Raw genomic sequence first — 11,848 nt, 5'->3', positions numbered from 1 at the left:
AGGCTGACGACGTCACCCGGCCCGCTACGACGAAGGCCCGGATGCATTTGCATCCGGGCCTTCGTCGTACACGGCGCGGGCAGCGACGTGATTCGTGGTTCGGTTACTCCGCGGGCTGTCCGGCTGCAGCCTTCTCGCCGTGCAGGCGCGAAGTCTCGTCGTGCCAAGCCACCGCCTGCTGGCGGAGCTTCTCTTCGTGGCGCGTCGCGTGGTGGGCGCAGAAGAGGAGCTCTCCCGCGCTCAGCTGCACGCGTACGTACGCCTGAGCTCCACACGCGTCGCAACGGTCTGTTGCGGCGATGGGCGCCGAGTCGGTGCGCAGGGCCGTTGTGCTCTCCGTCATGATGCCTCCAAAGCTTCGGTGATCTTGCGATCACGACAATTAGAGCACGGGCGCCGGAATCCCGGGTGATTTGAGGGGTCAGGTTCGCCCTGCGCGTAGCAGTGGCTCCGCCGCGTGAGGTCCGTGGCCGCGACACGGGCCCGTGAGATACTTGCGGCGGTCAGCGAGGCGAGGTTTCTCGCCGTTGTGACAGATGCGCAGGCACTGCGCGGGAACGGGAGTGTGCATGGGTGGCAAGCTGCGGCGAATGATCGCCGTCGGTCTCGGACGGAGCGCGCGAGGAGCCATGCGCCTCCGCGGCGGTGGCTCCGCTGTGCCAGGCAGGGTGGCACTCGCCATCTCCCCGGACTTCCTCGAGACGGCAGTGGCGAAGCTTCCGCTCGGCGTCATCTTTGTGTCTGGGTCCAACGGCAAGTCGACCACCACCCACTTCCTCACGAGGATGCTCCGTCGCCACGGACTGCGAGTCTTCACGAACTCCTCCGGTGGCAACCTGCCGCAGGGCATTGCCTCTTCGATGCTCCCCGACGTTGACGTCAACGGCAACCTTCGCGCTGACATCGCGGTGCTGGAAGTCGACGAGGCCTACGGTCCTCGTCTCCTCGGGCACCTGCACCCGCGCGGCGTGCTCCTGCTCAACGTGCAGGTCGACCAGCTCAACCGCTTCTACGACCCGTCCAGGGTGACGGAGTTCCTCCGCACGATCGCGGCGGCGTGCGGCGACTTCAGCGTGCTCAACGCCGACGACGCGTCGCTCCGGAGCCTGCCGCTGTCGCTCGAAGCTCCGGTCACGTGGTTCGGAGTCGCTCCCGAGCTCATCGAGCAGTCCCCGAACGGTCTCTCGAACTTCGATGACATCTCGGCCGCGAGCGTCGAGGTGGCAGCTGGTGATCGAGCTGTACAGGTCGTCGCGCTCTCTGGGCGTGACGCGACCCTCCGCATCGGCGACGAAGAGCTTGCCATCAAGCTTCCTGCTCGCGGCCTTCACTACGCACTCGACGCCGCAGGTGCGGCGGCGACCGCGCAGCGCATCCTCGGTGACTCCTTTGTGCCAGCCCTCGTCGCTGAGGCACTCGGCGAGTCCCAGACCGTCTACGGTCGCGGCGAGGTCATGAGCGTGCGTGGCGAAGACATCGAGATCATCATGATGAAGAACCCGCCGAGTCTCCAGATGAACCTGGATGCGCTCGAAGAAGCACCAGAGCAGGTCTTCGTCTCAGTCGACGAGGGCACGCCCGATCCGTCGTGGATCTTCGGGGCCGACCTGAGCCGACTGGACCACGTCGACGTGGTCTCCGGCACAAAGGCATGGCAGATCGCAGCGAGGCTCGGCTACGGCGACATCCCGGTCGGGCTCGTGGAGCCGAGCCTCGGTGAGGCGCTCGATAAGTTCCTCGCACTGCCCAAGCCCAGCCGAGGAATGAAGACGATGATCGTGAACTACGAGCAGATGATGTCTATCCGCCGCCGACTCGGGCAATCGGGCATCGAGGGGAAGGTCAACTCATGAAGTTGCGTATCGCGCACCTCTACCCGGTCGAGCTCGGTATCAACGGCGACGTTGGCAACGTGACGGTCCTCGCCAAGCGTGCGAGAGCCCGCGGCTTCGAGGTCGAGGTAGTCAACGTCGGCCGTGGTGCCACCGCGCTGCCGGATGACGTCGATCTCCTCCACGTCGGTTCGGGGCCGCTCGCCGCCGTGCAGACGGTCCAGGCTGACGCGTTGCGGCACGCAGCGCAGCTCCGCGAACTTGTGGCGGCCGGCATGCCCCTTCTCGCGATCGGCGGTGGCTGGGAGCTGCTCGGCTCCAGCATCACGCACGACGACGGAGAGCTGGACGGTCTCGGAGTGTTCGCCTCCACCGCCGTCCGGGAGCCGTCACAGAGCGTCGCCGAGACGGTCGTGCGCACCGAAGGCGGTCTTCTCGCCGGGTTTGCCAACCACAACGCGGTGACGACGCTTGACGCAGCCGCGGAAGCCCTCGGCGAGGTCGTCCGAGGGTTCGGCAACGGCGGAGCTGCAGCTGAGAACGCGGGCGCAGAAGGAATCCGCCAGCTCTCGGCCATCGGTACGCACCTCCACGGCCCGATCCTCGCCCTGAACCCCTCCCTGGCGGATCAGCTCCTCGAGCAGGCGGTGCACCGCCGCGACGCCGACCGCAGCCTCGGCGACGGGGGAGAGGAACTCGCACGCCTCGATCTTTGGTCGCAGAACGCGCGGCTCGCGCTCATGCGGCGGATCGGCGTGTCCGCACCGACGTCCTGAGCCGAGCGCTGGGGTGCGCTGGACGCACCCCAGCGCTACTGCTCTGGAACTCGGTCAGCTGCTTTGGGATTCGGTCAGGCGCCGGAGAAGTCCCGGCGCACACGGCCGGTGAGCCCCGTCACGATCTCGTCGCCGACCGTCTCACCCCAGACGGCCCACTGCTCAGCCGTTGCTTCGCCGTGTGCGCCATCGCCGAACACGATGCACACACTGTCGGCACCCACCTGCCCAGCGCTCTCGGGGAGCGCGACGACGGTCTCGTCGACTCCGACCTCGATGACGGGCGCCACGAAGCCGTCGATGATGACATAGGCGCCTGCGTCAGGGTCTGACTGAATTCCGTCGCCGTAGCCGACCGCAATGCTGGCCAGCCCGTGGCGTGCATCCAAGACCGGGGCGCTCAGTCGCATCGCCGGCCGTAGCCCGAGATCGGCGGCGCTCCGATCGCCGAACGGCGAGATGCCGTAGGCCGCAATGCCCACCCGCACGAGGTCGAAGTGCGCCTCGGGGAGGTCGATCACGGCGGCACTCGCGCCGAGATGCAGCAGCTCGAACTCGGCGCCAAGCGCCTTAGCCTCTTCCACCGCAGCGCCGAACAGAGCGGTCGATTCGAGGTCGGCGCTGTGCGAGGTGTCGGACAGGTGGCTCCAGGCGGCCACGACCTCGAGCCTGCCGAGCGCCTGCAACCGCAGCGCCTCGGTCACGAACTCCGCCCAGCGAGGCTGGTCGGCACCGCCGCGGTGCAGGCCGGTGTCGATCTTGAGGTGCACGCGCGGCACAACACGCGCGCCACTCGCGGCGATCGCTTCGAGCTGCCAGAAGGTCTGCACGCCAAGGTCGATGCGTTCCTCGGCAGCCGCCGCGAAATCGGTGTCCTGCCCGTGCATCCAGGCGAAGAGCGGCACGTCGACGCCAGCTTTGCGAAGCTCGATCCCCGCCGTCGATTCGAGGACGCCGAAGGAGGACACTCCAGCGTCCAGCCCCGTGCGCACGACTTCGTGGAGGCCGTGGCCATAGGCATTCGACTTTACGGCGAGCATGAACTGCGACCGCGGCGCGAGGGCACCAAGCGCCTGGATGTTGTGGCTGATGGCCCCAAGATCGACGTGCGCGGTTGCGCGGCTCATGTGTAGCTCCGTTCGAATCGCGGACTCATCCGGCTTGCGATCGCTGCGGCTCGCAGACCCGTTGCGCGCTGCCAGTCGAGGATGCTCGGCTCGCCGAGCGCCGGATCCCCGAACAAGATGGCCAGGTCACCGGGGGCAACCTCGGCGCCGAGCAGGTCGACTGAGAACTGGTCCATGGAGATCGCGCCCACGATAGTGCGCGTCTCCCCGCCGATGAGGACAGAGGCGGTGTTCGATGCGCGCCGGACGACGCCGTGCGCGTAGCCGACGCCAACAAGCGCGAGCTGGGTCTGCTGCGTCGTCACATAGCTGTAGCCATAGGAGACGCCCTCGCCAGCTCCGACGTCCTTCACTGCGAGGACCTCCGCGCTGACGCGCATCGCGGGCCGATAGGCGCGGTCGGTGAGCCCGTAGAGCGAGCCACCCGTGATTCTGTCCGAATTGACGACGTCGGCCTCGAGCAGCGGGGTGTTCAACTGCGATAAGGACGAGCGGTCCAGGTCGGGAGAGACGATGAACCCCTCGTACCCTTCGACGTCGAGAGCATCGGCCACTCGGAGCGCGCCGTGGCCGTAGGCATCGGCGCGAAGGTCGGCGTAGCTGGCGGTCTCTGATCCCAGAAGACGGGTCGAGTTCTCGCGGATCGCACGAAGGTCGATGTGGATGCGTCTGCGCACCGGCTCGGGAGTCTGCACGTTGTGCCCTCTCTGGTCGTCGCTGGGCGTGGTCAGGCTAGCACCGGCGGTTCCGGGCTCGGCTGAGGCGCGCGTGCGGCCGTCCTGGTGTGGGAGGCGCCCGATTCTCCGCATCCGGTCTACGCTCTAAGGTGGCCTGCCGCTGCCCTGCGGTTCGGCCGAGATCGAACGCATGATGACGCAGAAGAAGGACGTGGACCTCGGTGGCGAATTCCGGAGACGCATACTCAGCCAGACACCTCTCGGTGCTCGACGGGCTCGATGCGGTTCGGAAGAGGCCCGGCATGTACATCGGGTCGACCGATTCCCGCGGTCTCATGCACTGCCTGTGGGAGATTATCGACAACTCCGTCGACGAGGCGCTCGCTGGTCACGGGTCTCGCATCCGCGTACAGCTGCACAGCGACGGCTCCGTCAGCGTCGATGATGATGGGCGAGGCGTTCCGGTCGATATCGAGCCGAAGACCGGGCTGAGCGGCGTCGAGGTCGTCTTCACGAAACTGCATGCAGGCGGCAAGTTCGGCGCGAGCAACTACGGGTCCGCCGGTGGACTGCACGGCGTTGGCGCATCCGTCGTCAACGCGCTGTCCGCCCGCCTCGACGTCGAGGTCGACCGCGGCGGCAAGACGTACGCCATGAGCTTCCGCAGAGGCGAGCCGGGCATCTTCGAGGACGGAGCCGGCGGGCCGAGCCCGACTTCGAACTTCGTTCCCTTCACCAGCACGAGCGAGCTGCGCGTCGTCGGCAAGGCGAAGCGTGGCGTCACGGGTACCCGCGTGCGCTACTGGGCCGACCCTCAGGTGTTCATCAAGGAGGCGAGCTTCCAGACGAACGACCTCGCCGAGCGCGCGAGGCAGACCGCGTTCCTCGTGCCAGGGCTCGAGATGGTCATCGAGGATGCGCGCGACGAGTCGGCCGAGCCCACGACGCAACAGTTCCGCTTCGACGGAGGCATCACCGAGTTCGCCGATTTCCTGGCACCGGATGCTCCCACGACCGACACGTGGCGAATCGAGGGGAGCGGGGAGTTCACGGAGACCATCCCCGTGCTGGACGACGAGGGCCTCCAGCTCGTGACGAAGGAAGTCGCTCGGACGATGCACGTCGACCTCGCGCTGCGCTGGGGCACGGGCTACGAGACGAACGTGAAGAGCTTCGTCAACATCATCTCCACGCCCAAGGGCGGCTCGCACCTCGCGGGCTTCGAGCAGGGGATGCTCCGGTTCTTCCGCGCAGAGGTCGAGAAGAACGCCAGGCGCCTCAAAGTCGGCAACGACAAGCTCGACAAGGACGATGTGCTGGCGGGTCTCACGGCCGTCGTGACGGTGCGCATCCCTGAGCCCCAGTTCGAGGGGCAGACGAAGGAAGTGCTCGGCACGCCGGCAGCGCGCGCGATCGTCCAGAAGGCAGTGACGGCCGGGCTTACCGAGAAGTTCACGTCGACCAAGCGCCAGGACAAGGCGGAGTCGAACCTCCTGCTCGACAAGGTCGTGCAGGAAATGAAGTCGCGCCTCTCCGCACGCGCCCACAAGGAGACCCAGCGTCGGAAGAACGCGCTCGAGAGCTCATCGCTGCCGACGAAGCTCGTCGACTGCCGCTCGAATGACGTCGCGCAGAGCGAGCTGTTCATCGTCGAGGGGGACTCCGCGCTCGGCACGGCCAAGCCCGCCCGTAACTCGGAGTTCCAGGCCTTGCTCCCGATCCGCGGCAAGATCCTCAATGTGCAGAAGGCGTCTATCTCTGACATGCTCTCGAACTCCGAGTGCGCATCGATCATCCAGGTGGTGGGCGCTGGCTCCGGTCGCAGCTTCGACATCGGCCAGGCACGCTACGGCAAGGTGATTCTGATGAGCGACGCCGACGTCGACGGCGCCCACATCCGCACCCTGCTGCTCACGCTGTTCTTCCGCTACATGCGGCCGATGCTCGATGCTGGCCGGGTCTACGCGGCCGTCCCGCCGTTGCACCGCGTCGTCATCATGCACGCCGGCCGCAAGCCGAACGAGACGGTCTACACCTATTCCGAGAAGGAGCTGCACACGTTGCTCTCGAAGCTCGAGAAGCAGGGCAAGCGCTATCAGGACCCCATCCAGCGCTACAAGGGCCTCGGCGAGATGGACGAGGACCAGCTCTGGAACACGACGATGGACCCGAGTGCGCGCCTCCTGAGGCGAGTCACGAACGCTGACGCGCACAACGCGGAGCGCGTCTTCGACCTGCTGATGGGCAGTGATGTGGCGCCTCGCAAGGAGTTCATCATCGAAGGCTCCGAGCAGGTCGCGCGGGCAGACATCGACGTGTAGCAGCGCTCGACTCGCACGACGGGAGCGCCTGCCGCTCAGGAGCGCTCGTGACACAGAGAGAAGGCAGGCTCCCACGGGAGTCTGCCTTCGTCGTACTGGCGGGGTTGATCGCTCAGTCGGCGACGGATGCGGCCGTCGCTTCTTCGGAGCCGTGCGCGGCTTCCTCACCCTCGACGACGGGCAACGGCGTTGGGTCGCCGATGCCGCGGCCGATGAGCTCAACCACCTGTTCGAGCGGAGTTCCGGATGCGTCGCGCTTCGCGCCGCCGGTGGGCAAAGCCCGCACGGCACCGTCGCGCGCGTTCCCGAATGGGGTACCTGGGCCGACCCAGGCCGCGCTGAGACGTCGCTCACCGCGGAGGAGGCGCTGCGCCCTGACCCCGCCAGTCGCGCGTCCCTTTGCGGGGAACTCGCTGAGGCTGGAGACCTTGGCCGTCCCCGAGTCTGTGCCCTCGAGCGCGTCCTCGTTGCGCGCCACGCTCGCGACCTCTGCGATCTCGATGTTCGAGGCAGCCACGACTGCGAATGAGAGCACGGCCGCCCCGTCGGACAGCTTCATGCCGGCCATTCCCGCTGCAGACCGGCCCTGCGGCCTGACCAGCTTGCCGGAGAAGCGAAGCAACTGCGCGTCGTCCGTGACGAAGATGAGCTCATCCTCGTCGGAGGCGAGGGCGGCGCCGACAACCTCGTCCCCGGCCTTGAGGGTCATGATCTCGAGCTCGCGGTTCTTCCCGAAGTCGATGCCCGTCACGCGCTTCACGACTCCGAGCTTGGTGCCGAGGGCGATCGGCGTCTCCTGATCGATGGGCACCAGGGCGACGACCTGCTCCTTGGGGGTCGTCAACCCAACGAAGTCGTGCGCCTTCACACCAGCCGAGAGCAGCACCGATCCCTGCGGGCTCGACGGGAGGGCAACGACAGGGACCCGAAGTAGCCGACCGAGGTTGGTGACGGCCCCGAGCTCGCCCTGGACGGTCGTCGTCACGTGCGAGCGGACGGCGTCATGCTTGCTGCGCCGCGACGGCTGCTGCAGGCGCGCGTCCGCCTCTGGCGTGTCGATCCTCAGCAGGCGGCCCGTTGTCGAGAGCAGAACCTGCGTCGGGGAATCGGCGAGCTGCAGTTGCGTGGTCTCGATCGCCTTTCCGCGCTTCGGGGGAGTGCCCTGTCCTTCCGTGAGCAGCGTGCGTCGCGGAGTCGCGAAGCGGTCGCTCGTCTCTTGGAGCTCGGCACCGACTCGCGCACGGAGCAGTTTCTCGTCACCGAGCAGCCTTTCGAGCTCTGCGATCTCCTGCTTGAGCTGATCCCGCTCCGACTCGAGTTCGATCCGCGAGAACTTCGTGAGGCGACGAAGTCGGAGCTCGAGGATGTAGTCGGACTGCAACTCCGACAGGTCGAACACGATGCGCAGGCGCTCGCCGGCAGCCGAGGCGTCGTCACTCGAGCGGATGATCTGGATGACTTCGTCGATGTCGAGGATCGCGACGAGCAGTCCCTCGACGAGATGAAGGCGCTCGAGCCGTCGCGCGAGACGGAAGGCGCTTCGCCTGCGGACGACCTGGATGCGGTGGTCGAGGTAGACGCGAAGGAGCTCGATGAGTCCGAGCGTCTGCGGTCCGCCGTTGACAAGCGCCACGTTGTTGATGTGGAACATGTCCTCGAGCGGCGTGTGCCTATAGAGCTGCTCGAGTACTGCTTCGGGATCGAACCCCGTCTTGATCTCGATGACGAGCCGAAGGCCGTGCTTGCGGTCGGTGAGGTCGGCGACGTCGCTGATGCCGGCGAGCTTCTTCGCCTGCACGCCGTCCTTGATCTTCTCGATGACCTTCTCCGGGCCGACCATGTACGGCAGCTCGGTGACGACGATGCCGGACTTGCGCGCAGTGACCCGCTCGACGCTCGCCGTGGCACGTGTCCGGAAGGATCCTCGCCCACGGGCGTACGCATCCCTGATGCCGTCGAGGCCCGTGATGCGCGCGCCAGACGGGAGATCCGGACCCGGGATGAACTGCATGATCTCTTCGAGGGTCGCACCCGGGTTCTCGAGCAGGTGCAGGGCGCCGGCGATCACCTCGCCGAGGTTGTGCGGCGCCATGTTCGTGGCCATGCCGACGGCGATGCCGCTCGCCCCGTTCACGAGCAGGTGCGGCCAGGCCGCCGGGAGCACCTCTGGCTGGGTCGTCGAGTTGTCGTAGTTGGGGACGAAATCGACGACGTCCTCGTCGAGCTCGGCCGTCAGCGCGAGGGCGGCGGCGTCGAGCCTCGCTTCGGTGTAGCGAGGGGCCGCTGGCCCGTCGTCGAGTGACCCGAAGTTGCCGTGGCCATCGATCGTGGGAACACGTTGCACGAACCCCTGCGCCATGCGGACAAGCGCGTCGTAGATCGCGGTGTCGCCGTGCGGGTGAAGACGCCCCATCACCTCTCCGACGACGCGCGCAGACTTCACGTGCCCGCGGTCGGGCCGAAGGCCCATCTCAGCCATCTGGTAGAGGATGCGGCGCTGCACTGGCTTCAGGCCGTCGCGCGCATCCGGAAGCGCTCTCGCATAGATGACCGAGTAGGCGTACTCGAGGAAGGAGGACTGCATCTCGGTCGAGACGTCGATGTCCTCGATGCGCTGCTCGCTCATCGAGGAGGCGTCGTCGTTGCGTGTTGTGCTCATGTCACCTGTCGGAAGGCCGTGTCTTGTTGGGAGTTCAGCGCGTAAGCGCCCCTGTGGGAGACTGGGACGGATGTCGTCCATGCTATTCAGCGCGGCGAGCGGTCGCCCGACGCTCTCCGACGTGTTGCCGAATTCGCTCACCTCTCTGCGGGGTGAAACCGGTGCGCTTGGCCTCCCTGAGGCACGTTCCATCGTTGTCATGCTCGTCGACGGGCTCGGCGCGTCCATGCTGCGCTCTCGAACCGGTCACGCGAGACACCTGACCGCCGACTGGCGCAAGAAGGACACTGCGTTCTCGTTCCCCTCGACGACGGTCGCGGGCATCACCTCGCTCACGACCGCCACGCGCGCGGGTGAGCACGGTCTTCTCGGCTATTCGCTCTTCGACCGCGAGTCCGGCGTCATCCGCAATCAGCTGTCTGGCTGGGGGGACGGTATGGACCCGGCGACCTGGCAGCTGCAGCGCACGGTCTTCGAGGAGCTCCGCGATGGGACCCCCGAGGTGCAGAGCATCGTCGTCGGCATGCCGCAGTACCGCGACTCAGGGCTCACGCACGCCTCGCTCCGCGGAGCCCTGTACCTCGAGGGCGGGAGTATGCAGGAGCGAGTCGAGGTGACCCTCGCTGCCCTCGACGAGCATCCGCGCGCGCTCATCTACCTCTACAACGCCGAGCTCGACCAGGCCGGCCACGCGCACGGCTGGGAATCGGACCCCTGGCTTGCGCGACTCGAGGAACTCGACGCAGCCTTCGACTCGCTCAACCGAGGTGTAGATGCTGGCACGGGGATCCTCGTGACGGCAGACCACGGCATGATCGACATCCCGAGGCATCGGCAGATCGACGTCGACGATGACGACCCGCTGTTCGATGGGGTCGTCGCGATGGCGGGCGAGCCCCGACTTCGGCATCTCTACCTCGCGGACGACGCATCGGTCGACGCCGCGGGCGAGCTGCGGGACAGGTGGCTCGAGTCGCAAGGAACCCGCGCGACCGTCCTCACTCGGGCTGAAGCTGTCGAGGGTGGCTGGTACGGGCCGATCGTCGCGCCCGCCGCTGCAGAACGCATAGGGGATGTCATCGTCGCGGCGACCAAGGGGGTCACCTACTACGCCTCGTCTATGCAGTCAGGGGCCAGGCTCGTCGTCGGTCAGCACGGCTCGATCACTCCTGAGGAGACGATCGTGCCGCTCATCCGAGCGGGCGCTTTCACCCACTGACAACGTGCCGGGCGCGCGCCCGGTGCCGGTTACTCGTCGCTGCGAGTGCCGAAAACGATCTCGTCCCAGCTTGGCATCGCTGCGCGACCAGAGCGCTTGGGTGCATTCTTCGTACTCTGAGCTGGTTCATCGGCTTCGCGCTTCGGCTCGTCGAGCCCGTCGAGGGGCACATCCACCGCGCGGACGCCGCCCGTGCCCAGGTCGCTCGGCTCGATCGTCTCCGTCTCGAAGCGATCCTCGTCTCGGGCGCGGGGGGTGAAGAGCTTCACGGGCGAGGGCTCGATCTCGGGCGAAGTGGCGTCGTCGTGGGCTCCCTCCGAAGGGGACTCACCACTCTCGTCGCCGTCGCTGTCGTCCTCGAAAGACTGCGGAACGCGCTCGCCGCGGCGCCGACGGAGCGCCTCGAGCAGGTCGGCCGTCTCGTGGTGCTGCTGCTCCGTGGCTCGCTCGAGACGCGAGGCCGCTGCGCCGATCCAGGAGACCGGCTCCTTTGCGGCCGGTTCAACGTGAGCGACAGACTGCACCTCGCGTTGTGGTGCCTCGACGACTGCCCGCAGCCGCGGGCTGCCGAGCGAGGTGGGCTCTCCCTGCTGCGAGAGCATCGTCGCCGTCGGGTTCAGCGGAGTGAGCGCTTGCGTCTTGGGCTCGAACCCCCAGAGGGCCTCCCGAGAAATCTCGTCCACTGCGAAGGACAGGCCTACCCGCCAGCCTTCTTCCTCGTCTTTCCAGGCGTCCCAGATGATGGCCGTCGCGACGGAAGCCTCAAGGCGGTCGTCGATGACCTCTCCGAAGCTCGTGCCTTCCTGTCCCAGCGGATCAGTGTCGGTCTTCAGACGGACGGTGACTGCTCGGGCCTGGCGCACGACGTAGTCGCGCTCTGCACGCACCGGCCCCTCGAAGCGCACGACGTCCGCGCGCGCGGCGCCGGTGAGTTCGATCACCTCGTCGATCGTCTTCCCGGCGCGGATGAGCTGCTGGATGGCGCGCGGGGGCACCTTGGGTGCATCCACGCGCGTGGAGATGCGCGGCCGTAGGGCATCGCGCAGCGCTTCGTCGATCACGACTCGGAAGCGCTGGCCGTCATCTCCGGACACGACGAGGGCACCTTCATCCAGGTCGATGAATCTGAGCTCTTGCATGCTCGTACTCCTTGGCGTTGCCGATTCCTGGGGCACAGCATCACACGCGGCGGCGACGGAATCGGTGAGCTCCGGGGCGCGCCGCCCAAGTCAACTGC

9 protein-coding genes are annotated in these 11,848 nt (G+C 67.1%); 4 read left to right on the top strand and 5 right to left on the bottom strand.

Annotated features, from left to right (window positions below):
- Positions 1-103 precede the first annotated feature (103 nt).
- Positions 104-343 (bottom strand): DUF7455 domain-containing protein, encoded by a 240-nt coding sequence (locus FHX72_RS03845; protein WP_068483529.1) that lies wholly within the window; start codon positions 341-343, stop codon positions 104-106.
- Between the two features lie 226 nt (positions 344-569).
- On the opposite strand from FHX72_RS03845, the gene FHX72_RS03840 reads away from it, so the two are divergent.
- Together FHX72_RS03840 and FHX72_RS03835 are read left to right on the top strand one after the other, a co-directional pair.
- Positions 570-1,853 carry a Mur ligase family protein gene (locus tag FHX72_RS03840; protein WP_235812804.1) on the top strand — a complete coding sequence of 428 codons (1,284 nt, stop codon included), beginning with the start codon at positions 570-572 and terminating at the stop codon, positions 1,851-1,853.
- A complete protein-coding gene (locus FHX72_RS03835) occupies positions 1,850-2,608 on the top strand; it encodes a type 1 glutamine amidotransferase (RefSeq protein WP_183623069.1) in 759 nt (252 codons plus the stop codon). The genes FHX72_RS03840 and FHX72_RS03835 overlap by 4 nt, the downstream gene beginning before the upstream one ends.
- Before the next feature lie 74 nt (positions 2,609-2,682).
- Here the strand turns inward: FHX72_RS03835 and FHX72_RS03830 are convergent, their stop codons facing one another.
- Together FHX72_RS03830 and FHX72_RS19590 are read right to left on the bottom strand one after the other, a co-directional pair.
- Positions 2,683-3,735 (bottom strand): alanine racemase, encoded by a 1,053-nt coding sequence (locus tag FHX72_RS03830; protein ID WP_068483535.1) that lies wholly within the window; start codon positions 3,733-3,735, stop codon positions 2,683-2,685.
- A complete protein-coding gene (locus FHX72_RS19590; protein WP_183623067.1) occupies positions 3,732-4,430 on the bottom strand; it encodes an alanine racemase C-terminal domain-containing protein in 699 nt (232 codons plus the stop codon). Before FHX72_RS19590 ends, FHX72_RS03830 begins: the two co-directional genes overlap by 4 nt.
- A gap of 203 nt (positions 4,431-4,633) precedes the next feature.
- Between FHX72_RS19590 and FHX72_RS03820 the strand changes: the two genes are divergently transcribed.
- Entirely contained in the window at positions 4,634-6,733 is a 2,100-nt protein-coding gene (locus tag FHX72_RS03820) for a DNA gyrase subunit B (protein WP_183623065.1), read from the top strand.
- A 112-nt stretch (positions 6,734-6,845) separates the two neighbouring features.
- On the opposite strand, the gene FHX72_RS03815 is transcribed toward FHX72_RS03820, so the two are convergent.
- A complete protein-coding gene (locus FHX72_RS03815) occupies positions 6,846-9,392 on the bottom strand; it encodes a DNA gyrase/topoisomerase IV subunit A (RefSeq protein ID WP_244963968.1) in 2,547 nt (848 codons plus the stop codon).
- 70 nt (positions 9,393-9,462) lie between these two features.
- On the opposite strand from FHX72_RS03815, the gene FHX72_RS03810 reads away from it, so the two are divergent.
- Positions 9,463-10,611: an alkaline phosphatase family protein gene (locus FHX72_RS03810; RefSeq protein WP_068483544.1), complete on the top strand. Its 1,149-nt coding sequence runs from the start codon at positions 9,463-9,465 to the stop codon at positions 10,609-10,611.
- Between the two features lie 29 nt (positions 10,612-10,640).
- On the opposite strand, the gene sepH is transcribed toward FHX72_RS03810, so the two are convergent.
- Complete coding sequence (sepH, locus tag FHX72_RS03805) at positions 10,641-11,750, bottom strand: septation protein SepH (protein ID WP_183623063.1); 1,110 nt, start codon at positions 11,748-11,750, stop codon at positions 10,641-10,643.
- Positions 11,751-11,848: the final 98 nt, after the last annotated feature.

This window comes from Pseudoclavibacter helvolus (assembly GCF_014191305.1).
Classification (GTDB): Bacteria; Actinomycetota; Actinomycetes; order Actinomycetales; family Microbacteriaceae; genus Pseudoclavibacter; species Pseudoclavibacter helvolus.
Note: the sequence above shows the minus strand (reverse complement) of the source record. Positions and strands in the feature narration are given on the sequence as shown.

Coding starts and splice junctions, on each gene's coding strand:
- FHX72_RS03845 (WP_068483529.1), bottom strand. CDS start 343: ATGACGGAGAGCACAACGGCCCTGCGCACCGACTCGGCGCCCATCGCC.
- FHX72_RS03840 (WP_235812804.1), top strand. CDS start 570: ATGGGTGGCAAGCTGCGGCGAATGATCGCCGTCGGTCTCGGACGGAGC.
- FHX72_RS03835 (WP_183623069.1), top strand. CDS start 1,850: ATGAAGTTGCGTATCGCGCACCTCTACCCGGTCGAGCTCGGTATCAAC.
- FHX72_RS03830 (WP_068483535.1), bottom strand. CDS start 3,735: ATGAGCCGCGCAACCGCGCACGTCGATCTTGGGGCCATCAGCCACAAC.
- FHX72_RS03815 (WP_244963968.1), bottom strand. CDS start 9,392: ATGAGCACAACACGCAACGACGACGCCTCCTCGATGAGCGAGCAGCGC.
- FHX72_RS03810 (WP_068483544.1), top strand. CDS start 9,463: ATGTCGTCCATGCTATTCAGCGCGGCGAGCGGTCGCCCGACGCTCTCC.
- sepH (WP_183623063.1), bottom strand. CDS start 11,750: ATGCAAGAGCTCAGATTCATCGACCTGGATGAAGGTGCCCTCGTCGTG.